At 54.4% G+C, this 25,791-nt stretch carries 22 protein-coding genes; 11 read left to right on the top strand and 11 right to left on the bottom strand.

Features of this window, described 5'->3' with window-relative positions:
* Window positions 1-62 precede the first annotated feature (62 nt).
* Together ABD035_RS12075 and ABD035_RS12070 are read left to right on the top strand one after the other, a co-directional pair.
* Entirely contained in the window at window positions 63-851 is a 789-nt protein-coding gene (locus ABD035_RS12075; protein ID WP_343870472.1) for an SDR family oxidoreductase, read from the top strand.
* Between the two features lie 76 nt (window positions 852-927).
* Entirely contained in the window at window positions 928-1,785 is an 858-nt protein-coding gene (locus ABD035_RS12070; protein ID WP_212714328.1) for a co-chaperone YbbN, read from the top strand.
* On the opposite strand, the gene cueR is transcribed toward ABD035_RS12070, so the two are convergent.
* Window positions 1,779-2,204: a Cu(I)-responsive transcriptional regulator gene (cueR, locus tag ABD035_RS12065; RefSeq protein WP_212714327.1), complete on the bottom strand. Its 426-nt coding sequence runs from the start codon at window positions 2,202-2,204 to the stop codon at window positions 1,779-1,781. The genes ABD035_RS12070 and cueR overlap by 7 nt on opposite strands.
* 118 nt (window positions 2,205-2,322) lie before the next feature.
* Here cueR and ABD035_RS12060 point away from each other — a divergent pair, with 118 nt between their 5' ends.
* From ABD035_RS12060 to ybaK, 3 genes are all read left to right on the top strand, one after another.
* On the top strand, window positions 2,323-4,869 hold the full coding sequence (locus tag ABD035_RS12060; RefSeq protein ID WP_343870469.1) for a copper-translocating P-type ATPase: 2,547 nt from the start codon (window positions 2,323-2,325) through the stop codon (window positions 4,867-4,869).
* 36 nt (window positions 4,870-4,905) lie between these two features.
* Window positions 4,906-5,709 (top strand): TraB/GumN family protein, encoded by an 804-nt coding sequence (locus ABD035_RS12055; RefSeq protein WP_343870467.1) that lies wholly within the window; start codon window positions 4,906-4,908, stop codon window positions 5,707-5,709.
* Window positions 5,710-5,770: 61 nt separating this feature from the next.
* Complete coding sequence (gene ybaK, locus ABD035_RS12050; RefSeq protein WP_343870465.1) at window positions 5,771-6,250, top strand: Cys-tRNA(Pro)/Cys-tRNA(Cys) deacylase YbaK; 480 nt, start codon at window positions 5,771-5,773, stop codon at window positions 6,248-6,250.
* Here ybaK and ABD035_RS12045 read toward each other — a convergent pair.
* Window positions 6,247-7,113, bottom strand: coding sequence for a LysR family transcriptional regulator (locus tag ABD035_RS12045; RefSeq protein ID WP_343870463.1), 867 nt, complete (start codon window positions 7,111-7,113; stop codon window positions 6,247-6,249). The two genes, ybaK and ABD035_RS12045, sit on opposite strands and share 4 nt — an antisense overlap.
* A 92-nt stretch (window positions 7,114-7,205) precedes the next feature.
* Between ABD035_RS12045 and ABD035_RS12040 the strand changes: the two genes are divergently transcribed.
* Window positions 7,206-7,640 (top strand): PACE efflux transporter, encoded by a 435-nt coding sequence (locus tag ABD035_RS12040; protein WP_343870461.1) that lies wholly within the window; start codon window positions 7,206-7,208, stop codon window positions 7,638-7,640.
* 931 nt (window positions 7,641-8,571) lie between these two features.
* On the top strand, window positions 8,572-10,251 hold the full coding sequence (ybaL, locus tag ABD035_RS12035; protein WP_343870457.1) for a YbaL family putative K(+) efflux transporter: 1,680 nt from the start codon (window positions 8,572-8,574) through the stop codon (window positions 10,249-10,251).
* 46 nt (window positions 10,252-10,297) lie between these two features.
* Here ybaL and ABD035_RS12030 read toward each other — a convergent pair whose 3' ends face one another.
* The 8 genes from ABD035_RS12030 to apt form a co-directional block, all read right to left on the bottom strand.
* A complete protein-coding gene (locus ABD035_RS12030) occupies window positions 10,298-11,599 on the bottom strand; it encodes an inosine/guanosine kinase (protein ID WP_343870455.1) in 1,302 nt (433 codons plus the stop codon).
* 65 nt (window positions 11,600-11,664) lie between these two features.
* Window positions 11,665-12,624 (bottom strand): ferrochelatase, encoded by a 960-nt coding sequence (gene hemH, locus ABD035_RS12025; RefSeq protein WP_343870453.1) that lies wholly within the window; start codon window positions 12,622-12,624, stop codon window positions 11,665-11,667.
* A 112-nt stretch (window positions 12,625-12,736) separates the two neighbouring features.
* Entirely contained in the window at window positions 12,737-13,381 is a 645-nt protein-coding gene (gene adk, locus ABD035_RS12020) for an adenylate kinase (protein WP_212714319.1), read from the bottom strand.
* Between the two features lie 268 nt (window positions 13,382-13,649).
* Window positions 13,650-15,518 carry a molecular chaperone HtpG gene (gene htpG / locus ABD035_RS12015; RefSeq protein ID WP_343870450.1) on the bottom strand — a complete coding sequence of 623 codons (1,869 nt, stop codon included), beginning with the start codon at window positions 15,516-15,518 and terminating at the stop codon, window positions 13,650-13,652.
* A 106-nt stretch (window positions 15,519-15,624) separates the two neighbouring features.
* Window positions 15,625-16,230, bottom strand: a complete 606-nt coding sequence (gene recR / locus ABD035_RS12010; RefSeq protein WP_212714317.1) for a recombination mediator RecR — start codon at window positions 16,228-16,230, stop codon at window positions 15,625-15,627.
* Window positions 16,230-16,559: a YbaB/EbfC family nucleoid-associated protein gene (locus ABD035_RS12005; RefSeq protein WP_212714316.1), complete on the bottom strand. Its 330-nt coding sequence runs from the start codon at window positions 16,557-16,559 to the stop codon at window positions 16,230-16,232. The genes recR and ABD035_RS12005 overlap by 1 nt, the downstream gene beginning before the upstream one ends.
* A 54-nt stretch (window positions 16,560-16,613) precedes the next feature.
* The gene (dnaX, locus tag ABD035_RS12000) at window positions 16,614-18,548 is read right to left on the bottom strand and encodes a DNA polymerase III subunit gamma/tau (RefSeq protein WP_343870447.1); all 1,935 of its coding nucleotides are present in this window, start codon (window positions 18,546-18,548) and stop codon (window positions 16,614-16,616) included.
* Window positions 18,549-18,739: 191 nt separating this feature from the next.
* Complete coding sequence (gene apt, locus ABD035_RS11995) at window positions 18,740-19,291, bottom strand: adenine phosphoribosyltransferase (RefSeq protein WP_343870445.1); 552 nt, start codon at window positions 19,289-19,291, stop codon at window positions 18,740-18,742.
* A gap of 349 nt (window positions 19,292-19,640) precedes the next feature.
* Between apt and priC the strand changes: the two genes are divergently transcribed.
* Complete coding sequence (gene priC / locus ABD035_RS11990) at window positions 19,641-20,159, top strand: primosomal replication protein PriC (protein WP_343870443.1); 519 nt, start codon at window positions 19,641-19,643, stop codon at window positions 20,157-20,159.
* A gap of 177 nt (window positions 20,160-20,336) precedes the next feature.
* A complete protein-coding gene (gene rsmS / locus ABD035_RS11985; RefSeq protein WP_343870441.1) occupies window positions 20,337-20,504 on the top strand; it encodes a pleiotropic regulatory protein RsmS in 168 nt (55 codons plus the stop codon).
* 22 nt (window positions 20,505-20,526) lie between these two features.
* On the opposite strand, the gene acrR is transcribed toward rsmS, so the two are convergent.
* Window positions 20,527-21,159, bottom strand: coding sequence for a multidrug efflux transporter transcriptional repressor AcrR (gene acrR / locus ABD035_RS11980; protein ID WP_343870439.1), 633 nt, complete (start codon window positions 21,157-21,159; stop codon window positions 20,527-20,529).
* Window positions 21,160-21,329: 170 nt separating this feature from the next.
* Between acrR and ABD035_RS11975 the strand changes: the two genes are divergently transcribed.
* Together ABD035_RS11975 and ABD035_RS11970 are read left to right on the top strand one after the other, a co-directional pair.
* Window positions 21,330-22,499, top strand: coding sequence for an efflux RND transporter periplasmic adaptor subunit (locus tag ABD035_RS11975; RefSeq protein WP_343870437.1), 1,170 nt, complete (start codon window positions 21,330-21,332; stop codon window positions 22,497-22,499).
* 40 nt (window positions 22,500-22,539) lie between these two features.
* Entirely contained in the window at window positions 22,540-25,686 is a 3,147-nt protein-coding gene (locus ABD035_RS11970) for an efflux RND transporter permease subunit (RefSeq protein WP_212714309.1), read from the top strand.
* Window positions 25,687-25,791 lie beyond the last annotated feature (105 nt).

The raw sequence follows: 25,791 nt of genomic DNA, 5'->3' as shown, positions 1-25,791 counted from the left end.
ATACTTTACCGGACCGGGCGCCTGAGGCTGAGGCGCATCCATTCCTCTTCTGATGTGATGTTATGCAAAAAAATATTCTGATTACCGGCTGCTCAAGCGGCATCGGTGCCGTTGCCGCCAGCGATTTACTGAACCGTGGCTATCGTGTGATTGCCGCCTGCAGAAAACCGGACGATGTGCGCCGTATGGAGCAACTGGGATATTGCGGTATTCTGCTGGATCTGGACGATGCAGAGAGCGTCAGCAACGCAGCACACGAGGTGATTACGCTGTGTGATGGCCGGCTGCACGGGCTGTTCAATAATGCCGGCTTTGGCGTGTATGGTGCCTTACCCGCCCTGTCCCGTGAGCAGATGGAAAAACAGTTTTCCGCCAATTTCTTTGCGGTACACCAGCTGACGATGCTGCTGTTGCCCGCGCTGAGAGCGGCCGGGAATGCCCGTATCATCAACACCAGTTCGGTGATGGGGTTAATCTCCACCCCCGGCCGGGGAGCCTATGCCGCCAGTAAATATGCTCTGGAGGCCTGGTCAGATGCACTGCGCATGGAGCTGAAACCGGAAGGTATTCATGTCAGTCTGATCGAACCCGGCCCCATCTCCACGGGGTTCAGTGATAATGTCGTGCAGGGTGTCGCCGATCAACCGGTCACCAATCCCGGCATTGCCGCCCGCTTTACCCTGCCGCCGGAAGCTGTCCTGCCGAAATTGCGGCATGCGCTGGAGAGCCGTTTCCCGAAACAACGTTATCCGGTGACCGTGGTCGCCCATGTAATGTCTGTCGCACGCCGTCTGTTACCCGGGAGAATTCTGGATCGGATTTTAAGCAATCATTCCGCCAGAGAGAAATAACCGGTTGAAGTCCGGGAAAAGATCCCCCATATCCTGCGGATAACGGTAACTATTTTCAGACCAAGGAATACAGCTTATGTTACAGCAAGCCCCGATCACTGACGTTAATGAATCCAATCTGCAGCAGGTGCTTGAGCAGTCCATGCAGGTACCGGTGCTGTTTTATTTCTGGTCTGCCCGCAGCCAGCATTGTCAGGAACTGACCCCGGTGCTGGAAAAACTGGCCGGTGAATATCAGGGACAGTTTGTGCTGGCAAAACTGGATTGTGATGAACAGCAGATGGTCGCTTCACAGTTTGGTCTGAGGGCCATCCCTACCGTCTATCTGTTTAAGGACGGTCAGCCGGTCGATGGTTTCCAGGGCCCGCAACCGGAAGAAGCCATCCGCGCACTGCTACAGAAAGTATTGCCGCGTGAAGATGAAATTAAGCTTCAGCAGGCCACCGCCTTACTGGCCGAAGAGAAACCCCTTGAGGCACTGCCGTTACTGAAAGAGGCATGGCAGCTCAGCCAGCAATCCAGTGAGACCGGCTTCCTGCTGGCAGAAACGCTGATCACCCTGAACCGCAGCGACGAAGCGGAAGAAGTGCTGAAGCATGTTCCGTTGCAGGATCAGGATAGCCGTTACCAGGGGCTGATTGCACAGATCGATCTGCTGCGCCAGGCCGCCGATACCCCGGAAATTCAGCAGTTACAGAACGAGCTGGCAGCCGACCCGGCCAACGCGGCGCTTGCCGCAAAACTGGCCGTACAGTTCCATCAGGTCGGTCGTAACGAAGAAGCACTGGAGCTGTTGTTCAGCTTTCTGAAAAGCGATCTCGCCGCCGGTGGCGGTGAACTGCGTAAAACCTTTCAGGAGATCCTGGCCGCACTGGGTACCGGTGATGCGTTAGCCGGTAAATTCCGCCGTCAGCTCTATTCCCTGCTTTACTGATCGACGGATTTCGGGTTCGCGGTCTGATGACAGCACCCGGCCAGAGAATCGATAATCGGACAGGCTGCCCCGTCATCTCCGGGGCAGCTTTCTGCAAGCGTTAATAATCGCTGTCGCATCTGTTGCAACTCCGCCATCTGCCTGTCCAGTTCCTGTACCTTCCTGAGCGTTCTGGCCTTGATATCCGCACTGTGACGCTGCGGGTCGTTAAACATGCCCACCAGCTCACGACACTCCTCCAGACTGAACCCGACCTGCCGTGCCTGACGCAACAGTGTCAGTTCTTCAATATGGTGCCCGACATAATGCCGGTAGCCATTGGCCGACCGTTCCGGCGGGGTAATTATGCCCTTCTCTTCATAAAACCGTATCGCTTTACCGGATAAACCGGTTTTACGTGCAATATCACTGATGTTCATCGGGCTTCTCCGTGGTTGCCGGGGCCGGGACGGCTTTTTCTGTTGACCTTTACCTTACCGGAAGGTTTAGACTTTTAATATCGTGACGCTCCACGTTCTGTAATAGAAGGAAAAAACTATGTCTGATACTACACAACTGAAACTGGATGGTCTTTCCTGCGGTCACTGTATCCGGCGGGTCAAAGAAGTGCTGGAACAGCGCAGTGATGTGACGGCTGCAGAGGTCACCCTGGAACAGGCTCAGGTCACAGGCACCGCACGGGCAGCAGACCTGATCGCCGACATCGAAAAGGCCGGTTACCATGCCAGCCAGCAGACCGGTGAAAGCCACCCAAAGTCTGAACCGCTGACAGCAACAGATCCCGTGCCGGACGGGCTGCCAGCGGACACCGTTCCGGCCTCCCCGCTGAATGAGGACGATCAGGCCGTCCAGCTGCTGATTGAAGGTATGAGCTGCGCGAGCTGTGTCAGCCGGGTTGAAAAAGCACTCAGTCAGGTCTCCGGTGTCCGTCAGGCGCGGGTCAACCTGGCCGATCGCAGTGCGTTGGTTTCGGGACAACCTCAGCCTGACGCCCTGCTGGCCGCGGTCAGCGCCGCCGGGTACCACGCACTGCTGATCAGCGATGATAACGAACGCCGTGAAACACAGAAGAAAACGTCACGGCAACGTTTTATCCGTTTTAGCTGGCAGGCAGCGCTGGCTCTGCTGACCGGTATCCCGGTGATGATTTGGGGGATGACCGGCCAGCATATGATGCTGAGCGCGGAGAATCATAATCTGTGGCTCAGCATCGGGGTGATCACTCTGCTGGTCATGATCCTTTCCGGTGCCCATTTCTATCGCAGTGCGTGGAAAAGTCTGCGTAACCGGACAGCGACCATGGATACGCTGGTCGCGCTGGGCACGGCTGTCGCCTGGCTGTATTCTGCCGCGGTGGTGTTATTCCCGGGCCACTTTCCGGAGGCCGCACGCCATCTCTACTTTGAAGCCTGTACCATGATAATCGGGCTGATTAACCTCGGCCATGCGCTGGAACAGCGCGCACGACAGCATTCCTCACAGGCACTGGAAAAATTAATCGCCCTCGCCCCGGCAGAAGCTACGGTCGTCAACGGTAAAGAGGAAAGGCGTGTGCCGGTCAGTGCCATCGAAACCGGTATGCGGATCCGCCTGCGGACCGGGGATCGGATCCCGGTGGATGGCGTGATCAGTGACGGGGAAGGCCGTGTCGACGAATCGATGCTGACCGGCGAAGCCTGGCCACAGAAAAAACAGGCCGGTGATCTCCTGCATGCCGGGACTCTGGTCAGTGACGGTTCACTGATCTTCCGGGCAACGGCCACCGGGAAAAATACGGCCCTGGCCAGGATCATCTCGCTGGTCAGAAATGCCCAAAGCAGTAAACCCCGCATCGGCCAGCTGGCGGATCGTATTTCTGCTGTCTTTGTACCGGCAGTGATTGCCATTGCGCTGCTCAGCGGGGTTATCTGGTATCTGGCCGGACCGGCCCCGCAGCTTGCCTACAGCATGGTCGTGATCACCACCGTATTGATCATTGCCTGCCCTTGTGCCCTGGGACTGGCGACCCCGATGTCGGTGATTGCCGGGGTGGGCCGGGCCGCCGTCGCCGGTGTACTGGTCAAAGATGCCGATGCGCTGCAACAGGCGAGCAGCGCGGATACGGTAGTGTTCGACAAAACCGGGACACTGACCACCGGGCATCCTTCGGTGACCGGTATCACGCTGTTTAACGATGCCGGTGAGGATGACGTTCTGTCGCTGGCCGCCGCGATGGAGCAACACTCGTCACACCCGCTGGCCAAAGCCATTCTGGCACAGGCCGCCGGCAGGGTATTACCTGATATCGCGAATGTGCAGACGGTCGCGGGCAAAGGGTTATCCGCACGTCATAACACACAGTCGCTGTTACTGGGTAATATGACATTGCTGACGGAAGCCGGGGTGGACCTGAGTATTGCAGAGGATGCCATCCGCCAGGCGGCAGAACGTGGCGAAACCCCGGTCTTGCTGGCGATCGACAACCGGCCTGCCGCCCTGATCACGGTCAGTGACCCGTTACGTCCGGAGACGCCCCGGGTGGTACGGCAGTTACAACAACTCGGCTATAACGTGGTGATGCTGACCGGCGACCAGCCCGAAGCGGCCGGCGTGATTGCCAAAGCCGCCGGGATCCCACAGGTGATTGCCGGGGTACTGCCTGATGAAAAGGCTTCGACTATCCGTGGGTTACAGAAAAAAGGGCACCGCGTGGCGATGGTCGGTGACGGGATCAACGATGCCCCTGCCCTGGCGCAGGCAGATACCGGGATTGCTATCCGTGGGGGTAGCGATGTGGCTGTGGAAACGGCTACCCTGGCATTAATGCGCAACGATCTTCAGGCCGTTGCCGACGGACTGCTGATTGCCAGGGCGACCCTGCGCAATATGAAACAAAATCTGCTGGGCGCGTTTGTCTACAACTGCATCGGGATCCCGGTGGCGGCCGGAGTACTTTATCCGCTGACCGGCACCTTGCTAAACCCGGTCATTGCCGGTGCCGCGATGGCGCTGTCATCCATTACTGTGGTCACCAATGCTAACCGTTTATTACGCTATCGGTTGCCGGTACAGAATAAGCTATCCCCGGAACACGGAAATGACTAGCATAGACGCATCCTCTGAACGACGGTATCTCAGGTAATGACACTCCTCTGGCAGCGACTGGAAAAACTATGGCGCTATCTCCACCCGGTCAGTTATCCCTGGCCGGCGGTTGATCTGCGGGTGAATGACTGCCGGATACATCTGACCGGCAGTATCCATATGGGTACGCGGGATATGTACCCGCTGTCTGAGCCTCTGCTAAAGCAGTTACGGGCCGCCGACGCGCTGATTGTTGAAGCCGACATCCTGTCATCGCCCTCTCTGCCACCGCCAGCCGATGCACGACCGCCATTACAGGAACGATTTAGTGCAACGCTGAACGCAGAACTTGAAAAGCGGTGTGCGGAGTGTGAGTTGCCAGTCTCAACGCTGGATACTCTGCCGGCCTGGCAGATAGCGCTGATCTTACAGAGCCGGCAGGCTCAGCGGTTAGGGCTGCGTCCGGAGTATGGCATTGATTATCAGCTACTGCAGGCCGCAAAAACCCTGAATAAACCCGTGATTGAGCTGGAGGGGGCCGGAACACAGCTGGAGATGCTGACCCGCTTACCGGAAGACGGCATCGATCTGCTGACGGACTCCCTGCAGCACTGGCATACCAATGCCCGGTTACTGCAAACGATGATCAGCTGGTGGATCGAAGGCCCGCCACGCGGAGGGCTGACCAATGGCCTGCTGCCTTCTTCATTTGGTCATTCCCTGAACGATGTTCTGATCAAAAAACGTAATGCCGAATGGCAGCAGAAACTGATCCGCCTGCCTCCCGGCCGCTACCTGATGGCGGTAGGGGCACTCCATCTTTATGGTGACGATAATCTGCCTGCGATGTTTGGCCGGTGACCCTCTGCGCGTCAGAGGATCGGAAAAGTATATATGTTCGCTAGTTTAAAAGGATCTCTTTATGACGCCAGCCATTAATCTGCTGGAAAAGCAGAAGATTAACTTCCTGACCCATCAATATGATCATGACAGCAATGAGACAAATTTTGGTGATGAAGTGGTACGCAAACTTCAGCTGGACGCTGCTCAGGTGTTTAAAACCTTGCTGGTGGCCCTGAATGGTGACAGTAAACATCTGGCCGTGGCAGTCACGCCGGTGGCGACACAGCTTGATCTGAAAAAAGTCGCTAAAGCCCTGGGGGCCAAAAAAGCTGAAATGGCCGACCCGCAATTAGCTCAGCGGGTGACCGGCTATCTGGTTGGCGGGATCAGTCCGTTAGGGCAAAAGAAACGCCTGCCGACCGTGATTGATGCCAGCGCCGCCTCCCTGCCGGAAATGTATATCTCCGGGGGAAAACGCGGGCTGGATATTTCACTGGCGCCGGCCGATCTGGCGGCTCTGCTGACGGCCCCTTTTGCGGATATCGCCCGCCACGACTAATCCTTCTGCTGGCAAAGCTGGTCAATCATCCAGTACCCCGCCGGTCCCGGAGGATGGCGGGTTGACCAGATGACATCCATTCTGCTTTGTTGCTGCCCGCCGGCTAACGTCAGCGGGTGTAATACCCCCCGACCGAATTGTCTGACCAGCCAGCAAGGTAACGTTGTCCAGCCAAATCCCTGTTCTGCCATATCCAGTAGTAACAGATAGGAAGAGGCTGACCACGAATGCCCCTCACTTTTATTGTCGGGAGGCCGCATCCAGGTATTCAGCCGCAATTGCCGGACCTCCCGGAGCTGCGCCCCGCTCACCTGTTCGTAACCCGCCAGAGGATGCTGGTGATGAATATAGAGCCCCATTCTGACCAGCACCTGCAGGCGGCGGGCGACCAGGTCCGGCGATAATGCAGGTTGCTCACGCACGACACCCAGATGGGCCCGGCCGGTTTGCAGAAGGTCAAGTACGTCATCATCTTCCGCGACCATGCATTCGAATTCGATATCCTGATACCGTTCTGCAAAACGGTGTAACAGGATTTCATGATGTTCGGCGGGCCAGACATCGGAGACTGCCAGTGTCAGCCTCGGCTCGGTACCGCGGGATAGACCTATCGCTAAATCATCCAGACGACGGCTGGCGGCCAGGATCTCTTTGACTCTGGCCAGCGCGCGACGCCCCTCTTCCGTCAGTACCGGCTGCCTTCCGCGCCGGTCAAATAACAGAAACCCCATATCATCTTCCAGCCGGGCTACTGCGGCACTGATGGTGGACTGGCTTTTTCCCAGATAACGGGCAGCGGCAGAAAATGAACCGCAGGCATCGGTCTGAACAAAGGCTTCGAGTGACTCCGGGGAATAACGCATAACTCACCTATCGGTTTTTACGATACCTGTTCATTTTACCAGCCATCCTGTTGCAGGGAAAATAGCGTTCAGAAAAATAAGGAGTCATGATCATGCGTACCCGTTCTGCTTACGAGCGCCTGTTACATACACTGGGCTATGAATTTTTTGCTTTACTGATCACTATTCCCGGTGCTGCCTGGGTCACGGGGCAGCCGATCACCGGGATGGGTATCACTGCGGTGGTCCTCTCTTTACTGGCGATGGTCTGGAACCTGTTCTTTAATCTGGGCTTTGATCACTTCTGCCCGCCGGGCGTTCCCCGCTCCGCGGGTGTCCGCCTGTTACATGCCGTGGGGTTTGAAGGGGGATTTGTGCTGTTTGCCGTCCCTGTGACGGCGGCAATGTTAACTATCAGCCTGACCGGGGCTCTGCTGCTGGATATCGGTTTCCTTCTGTTCTACCTGCCCTACACTTATGTCTTCAACCTGGGCTGGGATAAACTGATGGCCCTGCTGCTGTGGAAGACGACAGCCGCACCGCGCTAACCGGCTGCCGGGCAGCTGAGTGATACCGGCGACATTATATGATGTCAGCGTCACAAGGCTCCCGGGTCGTCTTCCGTAAAGACTCAGCGTTCAGTGCCGTCCGGCCCCTGTATGCTTCGGCTCCGTCCGCGACTGACCGGCAAAAACTTTTATCCGCCCTCAGTCATCTTCCGGCGCGGCAACCCGGTCGTAAAGCCTGAGCGAGCCGGCTCGTCAGACGTCGGATCCCCCGTCCGGTCTCTGTATGCTCAGGCTCCATCCGGGACTGCACGGCAGAAACGTTTTATCCGCCCGCAGCAGTCTTCCGGCACGGCAACCTGATCGTAAAACCTGAGCGAGCCGGCTCGTCAGGCGTCGGGTCCCCCATCCGGCCCCTGTATGCTTCGGCTCCGTCCACGACTGACCGGCAGAAACGTTTTATCCGCCCTCAGTCATCTTCCGGCACGGCAGCCTGGTCGTAAAGCCTGAGCGAGCCTGCTCGTCAGGCGTCGGTGTGTTTCTTCGTCAGGCCTCATCTGAATGCGGGTTTTATCCGGCGGCCCGGGCTGGCGGGTGCCGGAGTGCGGCGCTGCCTGACGCGATAAACCCTCGGGATTCTGTCCGGCCGGCGGGGATTTATGAATATCAGGGATATTAATGAGTCGATAAATCCGGGGTTTTGTCAGGAAAAATAAAAAAATGGTGTCTGTCTCTCAACTTTCAGCGGCACCGTTTGTGTCATTCTGCTGTTTTACTTATTCTTTATTTAAGGGTTTACTCCGTGAATTCAGGCTGAAAGACAGAATTCAGGTTATTTTTGCCCTTATGCCTTTTTTACTGACTGAGTAACGGATTTTTAACGTTTTTGTCGCGACTGTCCGTCCTGCGGACTGCGTAATTTTCCTCTCACCCCTGGCAGTGAAAACGGTCGCCCGGCTTTAAAGGAGAGACAATGCATCATACCACCCCCCTGATCACCACTATCGTCAGCGCCCTCGTTCTGGCCTTTTTGCTGGGTATGCTGGCGAATAAATTACGATTCTCCCCGCTGGTCGGCTATTTACTTGCCGGTGTGCTGGTCGGGCCTTTTACCCCGGGCTTTGTGGCGGATACCAATCTGGCACCGGAACTGGCCGAACTGGGCGTTATTCTGCTGATGTTCGGTGTCGGACTGCATTTCTCCCTGAAAGACCTGATGACCGTTAAAGCCATTGCTATCCCCGGGGCCATCGCACAGATTTTTGTGGCGACATTACTCGGGGTCGCTCTCTCGGCTATCCTGGGATGGAGCATGATGACCGGGCTGGTGTTCGGCCTTTGCCTCTCGACCGCCAGTACGGTCGTCCTGCTCAGAGCCCTGGAAGAACGGCAACTGGTTGACAGTCAGCGCGGGCGTATCGCCATTGGCTGGCTGATTGTCGAAGACCTGGTGATGGTACTGACCCTGGTTCTGTTACCCGCCATTGCCGGGATGATGGAACAGGGCAATGCCAGTATCGGGCTGCTGTTCCGCGACCTGCTGATCACCATCGGTAAAGTGGTCGCCTTTATGGTGATTATGGTGGTTTTTGGCCGCCGGGTCGTCCCGTGGATCCTGGCGAAAAGTGCCGCCACCGGGTCGCGGGAGTTATTCACGCTGGCGGTTCTGGCTCTGGCGCTCGGGATTGCATTTGGGGCCGTGGAATTTTTTGATGTGTCATTCGCGCTGGGGGCTTTTTTTGCCGGGATGGTGCTGAATGAATCTGAACTCAGCCACCGGGCAGCCCATGATACGCTGCCGCTACGCGATGCCTTTGCGGTGCTGTTTTTTGTCTCCGTCGGTATGCTGTTTGACCCGCATATTCTGATTGAACGCCCCCTGGCGGTACTCGGCGCACTGGCCATTGTTCTGGTCGGTAAATCGCTGGCGGCCTGGTTGCTGGTTACCTGGCTTGGCCATACACGGCGTACCGCCTTAACCATCTCCGTCAGCCTTGCCCAGATTGGTGAATTTGCCTTTATTCTGGCCGGTCTGGGGGTCTCACTGGGATTACTGAACGATGACGGTCGTAATCTGGTACTGGCCGCCGCCATTCTTTCGATTATGGTGAACCCGGTGATGTTCAGCCTGGCAGAACGCTATCTGGCAACGACCGGGCCTTCCGGAGAAACGACGCCTGCCGGCGACGCTGACGAGCCGGAAGAACTCCCCGTGCCACTGACTCTCTGTCACCATGCCATTGTGGTCGGTTACGGACGGGTCGGTAGCCTGCTTTGTGAGAAACTCCGTCAGCGGCAGGTCCCGGTAGTGGTGGTGGAAACCAGCCGTACCCGTGTGGAGATTATCCGCGAACAGGGGTTTGCAGCTGTCGCGGGTAACGCCGCGCGCACCGATATCATGGACATTGCCCGGCTGGACTGCGCACGCTGGCTGTTTTTAACCATCCCCAATGGTTATGAGTCCGGAGAGGTGGCAGCAGCGGCCCGCGGGAGTCGCCAGGATATCGCCATCATTGCCCGCGCTCATTATGACGATGAAGTCACCTATCTCACCGAACACGGGGCGGATAACGTTATTATGGGGGAACGGGAAATCGCAGAGAGTATGGCCAATATTCTGGCCGCGGAGAGTTCAGCGCCGTATGCGGTATAGCGGCCGGAGCACGCGCCCGTGAAGAATGCCACGGGCGCGGTCTGTTTTACCTGTCCCAGTAGGCCTCTTCCAGGCTGTCTTCACGTTCGGGCAGCCCGCGACTCAGACGCGGTGAATGCTGGTTCAGTACCTGGTAACTGACACGGTTTGCATACTTACAGACCTGAGCCAGCGAAGAGTAGGTCAGGAATGACTGAGAGTGTTTGGCCGAGTTCGGCACCTTCTGCCGGTGATAGTTATTGGCGGAAATATCGTGTAATACCGCGGCCAGTGCACCATCTCCCGCGCCATTAGTATTCATGATTTTTTCCGGCCCGCCCATGTAAGGGGCAATATGGGAGAAGACTTTCACCGGACGGTTACAATCCTGATAGCGCATGGCACGACTGAATTCATACTGGTTAAATTCAGCGATGGCCCCGGGTAATAATGGCAGATTCGTGCGGCGTAATACCTCTTCGTCACTGTAACCCGCCATATACAGTCCCGCCGGCCCGGCGGTGCACAGCACTAGGTCGACCCATTGTAAGGCCATATCTGCGGCCAGCAACGGGTCCGACTCCCCGGTCAGCTCACAGGCTTCGTCTTCGTTCATGGCGACGATCGAAATATGCTGCTGCAGGAACTCACGCCAGAATGCCGGGTTTTCGGCAATGACATGACGGGTCCCCAGGGTCAGAACCACCGGAACCTGGTGTTTTTTAGCATATTCGATGGCTTTCATGGTGGCCTGCGGCATGGGTTCCCCCTCTTTCGCACGCACCAGGTAAGAGGTCAGCACCAGAGCCGAGGCTTCAGCAATGACGGCTTCCGGAATATTATCCGGATGCAGCTGATTCATGGCCCCCGGGCTTATGGCAAAGGTACGTTCGCCATTGTCACCAATCAGAGTGTAACAACGGCCAATCGAACCGTTGACGCCCTGCAGGCAGTTCAGGTCAACTTTGCTCGAGGTATTACAGAGGTAGCGATACGCATAATCACCGACCGTGATATTGCCGCACATCACCCCCAGCAGGACCGAGCGGTCATCTGCCAGCACCGAGTAGTTATGCAGAGTATTGCCGATAGTGCCACCGGCAAACTGATCACTGATAAGCTTCTTCTGTACTAATTCCTGATACAGTGCTTCTGCAACATCATCTTCGATAACCAGTGAATGCCCGCGGCTGAGGCCATAACGTTCAATAAAAGCATCATCGACTTTTGCTTCTATATCCACCATCGTCTGATCAATACCGACCACCGGGGATGTGGTGAGAGACTCTGCAGGGTCAGCCTGCAGTAACGGGTCACGGGCACTGACCGGAAAGTAATGTTTGGATTTGCGCTGACCAGGAAATTTCATAATATTAAGTTAATCGCAGGAATAAAGCGTGGATCTTACCATATTCCCGACGATTAACCGGGGTTTCATCGCTCAGAATTTACCAGCTGTAACATCATGCGGATATGTAACTCATCATCGTTCAATGCCGGGATATATTCGAACTTCTCCCCCCCCGCATGCAGGAAGAACTCACGGTTTTGTTCGTTGATCTCTTCCAGTGTTTCCAGACAGTCGGCAGAGAAACCGGGACTCATGACCTGGATATGACGAATGCCTTTTTCCGGCAGAGACTTCACGGTTTCATCCGTATAAGGCATCAGCCAGGGTTCGCGACCAAACCGCGACTGGAAAGTCATGATTAATTCGTCTTCGTTCATCCCCAGGGCCTCACGCAGGCATGCCGTGGTATGTTCACAACGAATCGGATAATCATCGCCCTGATTGGCGAAACGTTGCGGGATCCCGTGATAGGACAGTAACAGCACATCCGGCTTTCCATGCTGCGCAAATGAACGCTCTACCGAGTCCTTCAATGCGGCGATATAACCGGGATGGGTGGCATAATCGCGGATCAGCTGAATATCCGGTAAGGTCCGCCGGCTCCGGAAAATGTCATGGAGTCCGTCCCAGACCGCCGAGACTGTCGATGATGAGAATTGGGGATATAACGGTAAAACGATCAGGCGGGTGACCCCCTGCTCCAGCAGTTCATCCACACCACTCAGCAGTGACGGATTGCCGTAAGACATGCCTAAGGCGACCGGCATATCGGTGAGCTTCGCCAGCGCGTCCCGCTGACGCTTGCTGTAGACCAGCAGCGGCGAGCCCTCATCCATCCATACCGATGCATAAAGCTTTGCTACGCGCGGAGAACGCAATGGCAGGATAGCGCCACGCAATACCGGCCACCAGATAATACGCGGCACATCGACGACGCGCTTATCACTCAGAAATTGCTTCAGATAACGCTTTACTGCCGCAGGTGTGGGGGCATCGGGTGTGCCCAGATTGACCAGCAGAACACCTGGCTTATCTTGCCTCATAATTATTCCTTATTCACAGGCTTTGCAGGGAAGGCTAATTGTAGCGAATATTGGCGAAGGGAACAGCGGCAGAAACAGAACGGACCGGATAAATCCGGTCCGTTACAGGGGATTACCCCAGAATGGTCGCCAGCTGCTGGCTGACTTCGCTGACCGGACGGGTACCGTCAATTTTCTGGTAACGGGTCTGTCCGGCAGCCGCGTCTTTGCTGTAATAAGCAATCAGCGGAGCCGTCATCTGATGGTATTCCACCAGACGTTTACGAACGGTTTCTTCCTGGTCATCTTTACGCGTGGTCAGCGGTTCGCCGGTCACATCATCCAGCCCTTCCTGCTTCGGCGGATTATAGTCGACATGATACACACGACCTGACGGCGCATGGACACGACGGCCGATAATACGGTCGACAATCACTTCGTCCGGGACGGCGAATTCCAGCACATAATCGACATTAATGCCGGCTTCTTTCATCGCATCGGCCTGCGGGATTGTCCGCGGGAAACCATCCAGCAGGAAACCTGCTTTGCAATCGTCCTGCGCAATACGCTCTTTAACCAGTGCAATAACCAGTTCATCTGTCACCAGTTTGCCTGCATCCATAATGGCTTTGGCCTGTTGACCCAGTTCAGTGCCCGCTTTAACCGCTGCGCGTAACATATCACCGGTAGAGATTTGCGGAATCCCGTATTTCTCCATGATGAACTGAGCCTGAGTTCCTTTACCTGCGCCCGGAGCACCGAGCAAAATAATACGCATTGCGTAGTACCTCTTGCGAATCGCGTTTAATAATCCTGAGAAGTGCAAAAACATACCATTATGTCCGGCGCTCCACAAGGAAAGGCCAGCCTTAATCGCTGTAAATGCCCGACAGGCACCGAAAGAGAGCCGGTAAGCCTGTTATTAAGTTTATGGAACGGACAACGACGTATCGCCGCGGAGATCACCGCCCCCTCAGATGATACAGACAGATAAAAAAGGCCCGCAAATGCGGGCCCCGTTAACATGCTGCACTCACCTGCGGCGATTACGCCAGTAATAGCTGGTTCATGCGGCGGATAAACTGGTTAGGATCTTCCAGTGTTCCGCGCTCAGCAAACAGCGCCTGATCAAGTAACAGTTCAACCCAGTCAGCAAACTGGCTGTCATCGGTCGCCTCAGCGGCTTTTTTCACCAGTGTATGTTCCGGGTTGATTTCGAAGATATATTTCACTTCCGGCGCTTCCTGACCGGCAGCGGCAAACAGCTTCGCCATCTGGGTACTCATTTCATCGGCATCGGTCACCACGATGGCCGGGGTATCAGTCAGACGATGTGTCAGACGGACATCCTTCACGCGCTCACCCAGCAGGGTTTTTACACGATCAACAAACGGCTCAAGGGCTTTTTCGCTTTCTTTCTGTTCCGCGGTTTCTTCATCGGCCAGCTTATCCAGCGAATCGTCTGCTTTGCTGACGGACTGGAACGATTTGCCATCGAACTCTGTCAGATAGCTCATCATCCATTCATCGATACGGTCAGACAGTAACAGTACTTCGATGCCTTTCTTACGGAACAGTTCCAGATGCGGGCTGTTCTTTGCCGCGGCATAGCTATCCGCCGTGATGTAATAGATCTTTTCCTGACCTTCGGCCATACGACTGATGTACTCTTCCAGCGTTACCGTCTGTTCAGAGCTGTCATTATGGGTGGAAGCAAAGCGCAGTAATTTGGCGATCGCCTGAACGTTACCCGCATCTTCCGCCGGTCCTTCTTTCAGGGCCAGACCGAATGCTTTCCAGAACTGCAGGTATTTCGCTGCATCCTCTTTCGCCAGTTTATCCAGCATTTGCAGCGTACGTTTGGTCAGCGCACCGCGCAGACTTTGCGTGATACGGCTGTCCTGCAGAATTTCACGCGAAACGTTCAGTGGCAGATCATTCGAATCGATCAGTCCGCGAACAAAACGCAGATAATTCGGCATAAACTGCTCAGCGTCATCCATGATAAAGACACGCTGCACATACAGTTTCAGACCATGTTTATGATCACGGTTCCACATATCCCACGGGGCCTGCGCCGGGATATACAGCAGGCTGGTGTATTCCTGCTTACCTTCAACGCGGTTATGGCTCCAGATCAACGGGTCAGTGAAGTCATGGGCGATATGCTTATAGAAATCGTTATATTCTTCGTCGGTGATTTCTGACTTATTACGTGTCCACAGTGCCTGGGCTTTGTTCACTTTTTCCCAGTGGGTGGTTTCACTGTCTTCGTCTTTGGTTTCAATTTCCACCGGCAAGGCGATATGGTCAGAATACTTGCTGACGATGTTACGGACGCGCCAGGTATCGAGGAACTCATCTTCCCCTTCACGCATGTGCAGGGTAATTTCGGTGCCACGCTCAGCTTTGTCGATGTCCGCCAGGGTATATTCACCTTCACCGGCCGACTCCCAGAACACCCCTTCACTTTCCGGAGCGCCTGCAGCACGGGTACGTACGGTCACTTTATCCGCAACAATAAAAGCTGAATAGAATCCGACACCAAACTGGCCGATCAACTGGCTGTCTTTAACCTGGTCAGATCCCATAGATTCCAGAAACGCTTTGGTCCCGGATTTTGCGATGGTACCAAGGTTTTCAATAACTTCCTCACGGCTCATACCGATGCCGTTATCACTCAGAGTCAGAGTGCGTTGCTCTTTATTCACCGACAGGCGAACGCGTAATTCACCGTCGCCTTCATACAGGCCGGAATCAGATAACGCACGGAAACGGAGTTTATCTGCGGCGTCGGACGCATTCGAGATAAGCTCACGTAAAAAGATCTCTTTATTTGAGTAGAGTGAATGGATCATCAGTTGCAAAAGTTGTTTCACTTCTGACTGGAAACCACGTGTCTCTTGTCCTTTCATCGTCATTGATACCTCAAGAAAATCAGTATTAATTCATGTCGATACAGGAGATGGGGGTGAAAGGAAAGTTTTCAAGCTGATGTTCAGAAAAAACATCAGCAGGGGATTAATATTTGAACTTCTGCCGTCCGGCCAGAGAATGGGATAACGTGGTACCGTCCACCATTTCCAGCTCTCCGCCCACCGGCACACCGTGAGCAATCCGGCTGGCGTCGACACCATACTGACGGCATAAATCGGCAATATAGTTGGCGGTTGCCTCGCCTTCGATCGTCGGATTGGTCGCCAGAATCACTTCACGGATCGTTTCATCCTGCAGGCGATGTTCCAGCGTATCCAGCCCGATATCTGCCGGTCCTATTCCGTCCAGAGGAGAAAGGTGCCCCATCAATACGAAATAGCGACCGGCAAACTGCCCGGTTTGTTCAACAGCGTGGATATCCGCAGGGCTTTCGACAACACAAATGATGCCATTTTGCTGACGGCGGGGATTGGCACAGATAGTACAGATCTCCTGCTCGGTGAAGGTCCGGCAGTGAGAACAGTGGCCGATCTCCGACATCGCGCGGGTCAGCGCCTGTGCCAGGCGCATACCGCCGCTGCGATCACGCTGTAGTAAGTGGAAAGCCATGCGCTGCGCTGATTTCGGCCCGACTCCGGGCAAACAACGCAGTGATTCCATCAGGGCTTCCAGCAACGGGCTTGTCTGCATCAGAAAGGCATCTTAAAGCCAGGAGGCAGCTGCATGCCGGAAGAAACTGAAGCCATCTTCTCTTTCTGCGCTTCGTCAATACGACGGGCAGCGTCATTAAAAGCGGCGGCCACCAGGTCTTCCAGCATATCTTTATCGTCTTCCATCAGGCCCGGGTCGATTTCCACACGGCGGCAGTTGTGAGCACCGTTAATGGTCACTTTCACCAGACCGGCACCGGATTCACCGGTCACTTCCATTGCCGCGATCTCTTCCTGAACCTGAGACATTTTGTCCTGCATTTGCTGGGCTTGCTTCATTAAGTTGCCCAGACCACCTTTACCAAACATAGTTTTCTCTCTCTGCTTAGGCCACAGCCATCCCGATGATGACCTGCAGCATGTTTAAACGGGTCGTATGCTCTCTTCATCCAGAGAGGCATCAAATAACTTCTGTACTGCCCGGATATGCGGATCATCGACGATTGACTGGCGCGCCTGCTCCAGTTTTTCTTCATAAATCGCCTGCCGCCATTCCAGCGGTGTCAGCACTGCGGGATTATCGTCTGCCTCAATGGTCAGTTCAACTGTTTCACCTGCCGCCGCCGATAAAACCTCCGTCAGTACCTGCCTTGCGGACGCGGAATTCAGATGTTTCTGCGCCGAACGTAAATGCAGGTGAACCCGTGTTCCCTCCTGCTGCTTCCAGGCATTCAGCGCCAGCTGCTGTACCAGTTTCGGTAAATTCAGCTGCGCTATTTCGTTCGCCCAGGCATCCCTGAGTTTCGCTTCTTCCGCGAGTCTGGCGGCAAGCTCTGGTGTTTTTTCATATTCCAGCGCCGTACGCAGTGCTTTCGGGGTCGCCACCGGTTCGGCTTCTGTCGTTTCCGGCTGCCGGGTTTTCCAGCGATAACGTTCCTGTCGGGTGGCATTCCCTGCGTCCGGATCACTCTCTTTCGACGTTTTCCTGACGACTTTTTCTGTTACTGAGGCCAGTCGCTGCAGGGCACTCTGCGCCGGCTGCGCGGTGGGCACCGCCGGCTCAGTCTTTTTTGAGGCTGAGGCCCCCCGCCGTAATAACTCTGTACGGGCCTGCAATAACTGACTGGTGGAACCGGCTACCGCACTGTTATCCGCAGGCTGAGGCGCTGGCCGGGCAGTCGGGGCTGCCGGTGCCGGTGCGCTCTGTGGCTTCGCGATCGGGTCGGCCGCCGGTTGCGGCAAACTGCCGGTCACCGGCTCTTTAATGTCAGCCAGCGGATGAAAAGCCAGCGCACGCAGTAAGGTCATCTCAACCCCCATTCGAGGGTCCGGTGCATAAGCAAGCTCTTTTCTGCCGACCAGCAACGTCTGGTAGTAAAGCTGGATCTCTTCAGGCGGCAGTTTTCTCGCCAGTTCACGTAACTGTTGTTCGTGCGTCAGGAATTCTTCATCCAGGGTAGACGGCAATAACTGCAACATGGCGATGCAATGCAGTAAACGTAGCATCTCAACCAGTAAGGCTTCCCATTCTACGCCACGGCTGGCGGCCTGTTGCAGTAAGGACATCACCGAATCACCCTCACCGGTGGCCAGGGCCTCTATCAGTGCCAGCGGCTGGTCGTTGTCCAGGGTGCCCAGCATGGCAGACACCGTGTCGGCCGTCACTGCCCCCTGCCCCATCGCAATGGCCTGATCGGTCAGACTTAATGCATCACGCAGGCTGCCTTCCGCTGCACGGGCTAACAGCTGCACGGCCCTGGGTTCAGCGTCTATCTGCTCTTCGCCCAGAATATGGGTCAGTTGCTGACTGATCTGCGGGACATCCAGCGCTTTCAGATGAAATTGCAGACAGCGGGACAGAATGGTGACCGGTAGTTTTTGCGGATCGGTCGTGGCCAGTAAAAATTTGACGTGTTCGGGAGGTTCTTCCAGCGTCTTCAGTAACGCATTGAAGCTGTGACGCGAAAGCATATGGACTTCATCGATAAGATAGACTTTGAAACGCCCACGGGCCGGCGCGTATTGCACGTTATCCAGCAGGTCACGGGTATCTTCGACTTTAGTCCGGGAGGCGGCATCGATCTCTATCAGATCAACAAAACGTCCCTGCTCGATTTCACGGCAATTTTCGCACTGACCACAGGGTGTGGCCGTGATCCCCTGCTCACAATTCAGGCCTTTAGCCAGTAGCCGGGCGATAGTGGTTTTACCCACACCCCGCGTGCCTGAAAAAAGGTAAGCATGGTGAAGTCTGCCCAATGACAAACCATTGGCCAGCGCGGTGAGAACATGTTGCTGGCCGACAACATCAGCAAAAACCTGTGGTCGCCATTTTCGCGCGAGAACCTGATAACTCATGGAAATTTAGTCACTGGATTGGGGTTAAAACATCATACAGCGCATCTGATATGCGTCTCTGCATCCCGGTGCGTTTGTCGCAACCTATTGATACAAAAAGGGCCAACAAACACAGGGTTCAGTGTATCAGCCGCCTGACCTGTTGCCTATCTATTTAGATGAGGTGGCGGGTCAGGCGGGAACGGCCTGTTTTAGTGGCCCGGGAAGTTAACGACGCTGAAACATTCCAGTCCCAGAGCCTTCAGACGGGCTTCGCCTTCGAGGTCGAATAAATTGATCACAAACGCGGCATCATGTACTTCTGCCCCGGCACGACGAATAAGCTTCACTGTTGCTTCGATGGTGCCACCGGTCGCTAACAGATCATCAACCACCAGCACCACATCGCCTGGTTTCACCGCATCGGTGTGCATTTCCAGAACATCGGTGCCGTATTCCAGACTGAAGGCTTCGCTGAAGGTTTCACGAGGTAATTTACCTGGCTTACGAACCGGAACAAATCCAACGCCCAGCCCTAATGCCACCGGCGCCCCGAATAAAAATCCACGGGCTTCCGTCCCGACAACCTTGGTAATGCCTTTATTACGATAACGTTCGACCAGTATCTCAATGGTCGCTGAATATGCTTTTGCATCTTCCAGCAGTCCGGTAACATCACGGAAAAGGATCCCGGGTTTCGGATAATCGGGAACACTTTTGATGCTATTCTTAATGGATTCAAGCTGTTGCTCAGTTACGCTCATAATGGTATGCCTGGTAAATTCTTAGTAACACGCAGCCCGCTGCCGGCCCGGAACCTCTGTGGAGGATGACAGCCGACAGGAAAACGGATAGGAACTGCGTAGGAAAACCGACAAATCTAAGCAAACTACAAAATAATTGCAACCTCAGACCCCGACTTCTGCCTTTTTATTCTGTCTGTCAGGGGTTGATTCACTCAGAACAGCACTCAGTCTGCCCTGCAAAACCGTTTATCTGACGGTTGCCGCAGGGTATGCCGGGGGAAGTTCAGGCACTATGAGCGCCCTTCGGCAGGCGGCCACGTTATCACTACCGTATTACTCATACCGTACTATCAATACAGGTTCTGCAATGAACAGAGATAAAATTATCCGCCAGTTTGCAATGTTAATTGCGCAATTAAAGCAGCAAATCGCCCGGGCGGGTGATCCGGCATGCAGGGAGAAACGATTCGATAATACACTTTTTCCGGTCTCCGGCCCGACACTGACCGGCTATCTGCAGCAGACAGAGCAGTCGCTCGATAAACTGCATCAGTTTGAATCGGCATCCTCTCCGGCATTTCTCTGGCTGACGGAAAAAATGGCAGCCCAGTGTCAGGCCCTGCAGCGGGAACTGGCGACGGCAGGCAGACGCCGGGCCCTGCCTGAGGGGACGGCAGGCTACTGGCGGCACCTTTATCAGCAGCAACTGGGTTATGAAGCGCGATTGAATGAGATGCTGCTGCAACACGAACAGCAATTAACCACGGCCGGGACATTGCAGCAACAGCAGGAGATTGGTGAAAAACTGCGGATCCTTGAACAGCGTCTGGCGCGCTGTCGGCTGGCGCTGAAAGAGACGCACTGGCAAACCACTCTGCACAATTAACCAGGCCCCGGTAAGATCAGCGGGTGAATTAATGCGGCGCCCGCTCCCTAACCTTCGGAAATTCCCGTTTTTTCTTGCAGGCCAACGGCAGTCAATGTTATCTCTGGTTTAATGCGGTCAGCCTGGCGCTGACCGCACATACAGGTAAATCACTTTTTGGCAGAACAGGTTAACGTTATGTCGCTGGACACCGCACCTGAAGAGGTTAAACTCGCTGTTGATTTAATTATGCTTTTAGAACAAAACCAGCTTTCTCCGCGGGTGGTACTGGAAGCGCTGGAAATTGTCAGAAAGGACTATATTGCCAAACTGAAAAATGAACAGCCTCTTTCTGCTGCTGACTAATTACTGTCTTATTCAGACGGTATTATTTCCGCAGTACCGGGCTTAAGCGCAACATATCCATAAAAGCATCAACCAGTGGCCCGGCATCATTTTCTAAATCAAAACCAGTGGGTGTAAATAACCAGTTCTCCATCAGGCCACTGATATAACTGCGCATCATAATCGCGGCCTGTCGGGTATTAAGTTTTTCGGGGAGCTGACCGGCAGCAATGCATTTATTTAATGTACTTTCGACCTTCGGATAACATTCTAATAACATGTCTTGCTGGATTTTTTGGAATGTTTCCATTTCTCCGACAAACTCGCATTTATGGAATATAATTTCCATTAATGCTCTTCGGGAACTGTCTCTCACCGTCGACTGCAGCAGTGACACAAGTAAGGCACGGATTTGTGCCATGGGGTCATCCGGATATTGGTTCTGATATTCCAGTTCGAGCTTATCCAGACACTCATCACTCTGCAGCCAGATTTCATTAAGAATGTCTATTTTATTTTTAAAGTGCCAATAAATAGCACCTCGTGTCACACCCGCCCGGATTGCAATATCTGACAACGAGGTTGAAGAAACACCCCGGGTAGAAAAGCAGTGGATCGCAGCATCGAGTATCTGTTGACGGGTTTCAAGTGCCTGCTGTTTGGTTTTTCGTGCCATATAAATGGTTCTTAGTCAGATCACGGGTCATACGCCGTTGTACAGGCGATATAAGGATTTACATACATTCATGTATATATGTATCATATCATGGCTTGTGTAATTACACAGCCACTGCCCCTTTTTTAAGAACAGTGGCCAGATAAATTCCGGATATTAGAGGTTTATTTATGAAAAAAAACAGAGGATTGTCACCTCTGGCGGCCATCCTGATGTTTTCCGGGAGCGTCGCACTCACCGGATGTGATAACAATAAAACGCAGCAATCGGGCCAGCAGCAGCCCCCCGAAGTAGGCGTCGTCACATTAAAAGCTCAGCCGCTGGCTATGACGACTGAGCTTCCCGGCCGTACCCTGGCATACCGGGTGGCTGAAGTTCGCCCCCAGGTCTCCGGCATCATCCTGAAACGTAATTTTGCAGAAGGCAGTGATGTCCGGGCGGGACAATCGTTATATCAGATTGACCCGGCCACCTATCAGGCCGCTTACGACAGTGCGCTGGGTGATTTAGCTAAAGCTCAGGCAAACGCGCGTATTGCCGATTTAACGGTTCGTCGTTATAAACCTCTGCTCGGAACCCGCTATATCAGCGAACAGGAATATGATACTGCCGTCGCCACTGCCGCGCAGAACAATGCCGCCGTTCAGTCAGCGAAAGCCAGTGTCGAAACTGCCCGCATCAATCTGGCCTACACCAAAGTGACTTCCCCGATTTCCGGCCGGATTGGCAAATCGGCGGTGACCGAAGGTGCGCTGGTCCAGAATGCTCAGACCACTGCGCTGGCAACGGTTCAGCAGCTGGACCCGATGTATGTCGATGTCACTCAGTCGAGCGATCAGTTCCTGCGTCTGCGTTCCGAGCTGGCTTCCGGTCAGTTAAAACAGACTCAGGGCAAAGCCAAAGTCACGCTGATTATGGATAACGGGCAACCGTTCAATCAGACCGGGACACTGGAGTTTTCCGACGTCACCGTGGACCAGACCACCGGCTCCATTACCCTGCGTGCCATTATTCCTAATCCGGACCATAGCCTGTTACCGGGCATGTTTGTTCGCGCAAAACTGGATGAAGGGACCAACCCGGATGCACTGCTGGTGCCTCAGCAGGCGATCACCCGGACGCCGACAGGTCAGGCGACAGCGTTGGTGGTCGGCAGCGATAATAAAGTTGAGTTACGCCAGGTGGATGCTTCTCAGGCAATCGGTAATCAATGGCTGGTGACAAGCGGACTTAAATCCGGTGATCGGGTCATTACTGTCGGTCTGCAGCGTGCCCAGCCGGGTGCCAGCGTGACGCCGGAAGAGGTTACTCCTGATTCCGGTAGCAGCAATGCGCAATAACTGTCCGCAAAATTATCGTTTTAACAGGAGCCAGTGATCCATGGCTAAGTTCTTTATCGAACGCCCGATTTTTGCATGGGTACTCGCCATCATTGTCATGCTGGCGGGCGCGTTGTCGATTCTGAAACTTCCGATCGAGCAATATCCTGACGTTGCTCCTCCGGCAGTACAGATCCAGGCAAGCTACCCGGGCGCAGATGCAAAAACCCTGCAGGATTCCGTTACCCAGGTCATAGAACAAAATATGAACGGGATTGACGGTTTGCTGTATATGTCATCCAGCAGTGATTCCAGCGGTACATTGCAGCTTACGCTGACCTTTGCCGCCGGGACTGATCCGGATATTGCGCAGGTTCAGGTGCAGAACAAGTTGCAGCTTGCAACCCCGCTTCTGCCACAGGAAGTCCAGCAGCAAGGGATCAGTGTCGAAAAATCCTCCAGCAGTTTTCTGATGGTTGCAGGCTTTGTCAGCGATGACGGCAGCATGGACCAGAATGATATTGCCGACTATGTGGCCTCCAACATTAAAGATCCTATCAGCCGTACCCCGGGGGTAGGTGATACTCAATTGTTTGGTGCACAGTATGCAATGCGTATCTGGATGGACCCAGCAAAACTGGATAACTATGGCCTGACGCCGGTCGATGTGATTACTGCGATTAAAGCGCAGAACAATCAGATCGCCGCCGGTCAGCTGGGCGGCAGTCCGCAGGTCAGTGACCAGGAGCTGAATGCTTCTATCATCGCTCAGACCCGTCTGACTTCAGTCGATGAGTTCCGTAAAATCCTGCTGAAAGTTAACACCGACGGTTCCAAAGTGACCCTGGGCGATGTCGCTAAAGTGGCACTGGGCGGCGAAAACTATGATGTTATCGCGCGCTTTAACGGAAAACCTGCAGCAGGCCTGGGGATTAAGCTGGCGACCGGTGCCAACGCACTGGATACCGCCACGGCGGTGAAAGCAGAGCTGGCTAAGCTCCAGCCGTTTTTCCCGCACGGACTGAAAGTTGTTTACCCGTATGACACCACGCCATTCGTTAAGATTTCTATTTTCGAAGTGGTCAAAACGCTGTTTGAAGCCATCGTGCTGGTGTTCCTGGTGATGTATCTGTTTATGCAGAGCCTGCGCGCGACACTGATACCGACCATTGCGGTACCGATTGTCTTGCTGGGTACGTTTGCCATTATCAATGCGCTGGGTTATTCGATAAACACGCTCACGATGTTCGGGCTGATACTCGCCATCGGATTGCTGGTCGATGATGCCATCGTGGTGGTGGAAAACGTTGAACGTGTGATGGCAGAAGAAAATCTGTCGCCGAAAGAAGCCACCAAACGGTCGATGGAGCAGATTCAGGGAGCCCTGGTCGGTATCGCTCTGGTCCTGTCTGCTGTCTTCATCCCGATGGCTTTCTTCGGCGGATCCACCGGGGTGATTTACCGCCAGTTCTCCGTCACCATCGTTTCTGCAATGGTACTCTCTGTGCTGGTGGCATTGATCCTGACTCCGGCATTGTGTTCGACCATTCTGAAACCGCTGAAGCCCGGCGATCACGGCAAAACTAAAGGCTTCTTCGGCTGGTTTAACCGTATCTTCGAAAAAAGCACCAATCACTATGTGACTTGTGTCAGCCACATCATCCGTCGTACCGGTCGCTATCTGGTGATCTATCTGGCGATTGTCGTGGCAATGGTCTTCCTGTTTGCCCGGCTACCGACCTCGTTCCTGCCGGATGAAGACCAGGGGCTGTTGTTAGCTCAGGCGCAATTACCCGCAGGGGCAACTCAGCAGCGTACCCAGAAAGTGCTGGATCAGGTGACGAATTACTTCCTGACCAAAGAGAAGGACAATGTCAATTCGGTCTTCACCGTGAATGGTTTCGGATTCTCCGGACGCGGTCAGAATACCGGTATTGCCTTCGTCAGTCTGAAACCCTGGGATGAACGTACCGGCAGTGCCAACAAGGTACCCGCGATTGCAGGGCGTGCTATGGCCGCACTGGGGCAGATTAAAGATGCCTTCGTCATTCCGTTCAACCTGCCGGCAATTATCGAATTAGGTAATGCGACAGGGTTCGACTTTGAACTGATAGACCAGGCAAACCTGGGACACGAGAAACTGACCGAGGCCAGAAACCAGCTTCTGGGAATGGCCGCGCAGCATCCTGATGTCCTGACCGGTGTCCGCCCTAACGGTCTGGAAGATACGCCGCAATACCGGTTGATTATCGATCAGGAAAAAGCGACGGCTCTGGGTGTGTCCATCTCTGATATCAACACCACACTGGGCGCCGCCTGGGGTGGCTCCTACGTCAATGACTTTATCGACCGGGGACGTGTGAAGAAGGTGTACGTGATGGGTGAAGCCGATGCCCGTATGCTGCCTTCGGATATCAATAAATGGTATGTGCGTAACAGTAACGATCAGATGGTGCCGTTCTCTGCCTTTACCACAGCGAAATGGCAATACGGTTCTCCACGTCTGGAGCGTTATAATGGTCTGCCATCTATGGAGATTCTGGGCCAGCCTGCCGCCGGTAAAAGCTCCGGGGAAGCCATGGCACTGATGGAACAACTGGCGTCGAAACTGCCGGCCGGAATTGGCTATCAGTGGACCGGGATGTCCTATCAGGAACAGATGTCCGGTAACCAGGCGCCGGCATTGTATGCCATTTCCCTGATTGTCGTGTTCCTGTGTCTGGCAGCACTGTATGAAAGCTGGTCGATACCGTTTGCGGTAATGCTGGTTGTTCCACTGGGTATTGTCGGTGCTCTGTTATTCACGACCCTGAGAGGACTGAGTAACGACGTCTACTTTGTGGTGGGCTTACTGACCACCATCGGTCTGTCGGCGAAAAACGCCATCCTGATTGTCGAGTTTGCGAAGGACCTGATGGATAAAGAAGGCAAAGGTCTGGTGGAAGCGACGCTTGAAGCGGTCCGTATGCGTCTGCGTCCGATTCTGATGACCTCGCTGGCCTTTATCCTGGGGGTTCTGCCACTGGCTATCAGTACCGGTGCCGGCTCCGGATCTCAGAATGCTGTAGGTACCGGCGTTATCGGTGGTATGGTGACGGCAACCTGTCTGGCTATCTTCCTCGTGCCTGTCTTCTTTGTGGTGGTTCGTCGCAGATTTGGTAAAGACAATAGCGCGACCCGTACCGGAGTCTCTGCGCAGGATAAATAATCCTCAGAAATTCCGTATGACTAAAGAGGCTGCCTGGCAGCCTAATGCCGGTCACTTAAGGTGACCGGCATTGTTTTTTAAGGGATATTTTGGCTTTTTGGGCCT

It is taken from the genome of Tatumella terrea, from assembly GCF_039523755.1.
Classification (GTDB): Bacteria; Pseudomonadota; Gammaproteobacteria; order Enterobacterales; family Enterobacteriaceae; genus Tatumella; species Tatumella terrea.
The sequence above is the reverse complement of the archived record's forward strand: the minus strand, read 5'-3'. Positions and strand labels throughout refer to the sequence as shown.

Excerpts from the sequence above, each read along its gene's own strand:
- ABD035_RS12060 (WP_343870469.1), top strand. The coding sequence starts at position 2,323 with ATGTCTGATACTACACAACTGAAACTGGATGGTCTTTCCTGCGGTCAC.
- apt (WP_343870445.1), bottom strand. The coding sequence starts at position 19,291 with ATGAGCGTAACTGAGCAACAGCTTGAATCCATTAAGAATAGCATCAAA.
- priC (WP_343870443.1), top strand. The coding sequence starts at position 19,641 with ATGAACAGAGATAAAATTATCCGCCAGTTTGCAATGTTAATTGCGCAA.
- ybaK (WP_343870465.1), top strand. The coding sequence starts at position 5,771 with ATGACGCCAGCCATTAATCTGCTGGAAAAGCAGAAGATTAACTTCCTG.
- ABD035_RS11970 (WP_212714309.1), top strand. The coding sequence starts at position 22,540 with ATGGCTAAGTTCTTTATCGAACGCCCGATTTTTGCATGGGTACTCGCC.
- adk (WP_212714319.1), bottom strand. The coding sequence starts at position 13,381 with ATGCGTATTATTTTGCTCGGTGCTCCGGGCGCAGGTAAAGGAACTCAG.
- ABD035_RS12070 (WP_212714328.1), top strand. The coding sequence starts at position 928 with ATGTTACAGCAAGCCCCGATCACTGACGTTAATGAATCCAATCTGCAG.
- ybaL (WP_343870457.1), top strand. The coding sequence starts at position 8,572 with ATGCATCATACCACCCCCCTGATCACCACTATCGTCAGCGCCCTCGTT.
- ABD035_RS12030 (WP_343870455.1), bottom strand. The coding sequence starts at position 11,599 with ATGAAATTTCCTGGTCAGCGCAAATCCAAACATTACTTTCCGGTCAGT.
- recR (WP_212714317.1), bottom strand. The coding sequence starts at position 16,230 with ATGCAGACAAGCCCGTTGCTGGAAGCCCTGATGGAATCACTGCGTTGT.
- ABD035_RS12040 (WP_343870461.1), top strand. The coding sequence starts at position 7,206 with ATGCGTACCCGTTCTGCTTACGAGCGCCTGTTACATACACTGGGCTAT.
- dnaX (WP_343870447.1), bottom strand. The coding sequence starts at position 18,548 with ATGAGTTATCAGGTTCTCGCGCGAAAATGGCGACCACAGGTTTTTGCT.
- rsmS (WP_343870441.1), top strand. The coding sequence starts at position 20,337 with ATGTCGCTGGACACCGCACCTGAAGAGGTTAAACTCGCTGTTGATTTA.
- ABD035_RS12005 (WP_212714316.1), bottom strand. The coding sequence starts at position 16,559 with ATGTTTGGTAAAGGTGGTCTGGGCAACTTAATGAAGCAAGCCCAGCAA.
- hemH (WP_343870453.1), bottom strand. The coding sequence starts at position 12,624 with ATGAGGCAAGATAAGCCAGGTGTTCTGCTGGTCAATCTGGGCACACCC.
- cueR (WP_212714327.1), bottom strand. The coding sequence starts at position 2,204 with ATGAACATCAGTGATATTGCACGTAAAACCGGTTTATCCGGTAAAGCG.
- ABD035_RS12055 (WP_343870467.1), top strand. The coding sequence starts at position 4,906 with ATGACACTCCTCTGGCAGCGACTGGAAAAACTATGGCGCTATCTCCAC.
- htpG (WP_343870450.1), bottom strand. The coding sequence starts at position 15,518 with ATGAAAGGACAAGAGACACGTGGTTTCCAGTCAGAAGTGAAACAACTT.
- ABD035_RS12075 (WP_343870472.1), top strand. The coding sequence starts at position 63 with ATGCAAAAAAATATTCTGATTACCGGCTGCTCAAGCGGCATCGGTGCC.
- ABD035_RS11975 (WP_343870437.1), top strand. The coding sequence starts at position 21,330 with ATGAAAAAAAACAGAGGATTGTCACCTCTGGCGGCCATCCTGATGTTT.
- acrR (WP_343870439.1), bottom strand. The coding sequence starts at position 21,159 with ATGGCACGAAAAACCAAACAGCAGGCACTTGAAACCCGTCAACAGATA.
- ABD035_RS12045 (WP_343870463.1), bottom strand. The coding sequence starts at position 7,113 with ATGCGTTATTCCCCGGAGTCACTCGAAGCCTTTGTTCAGACCGATGCC.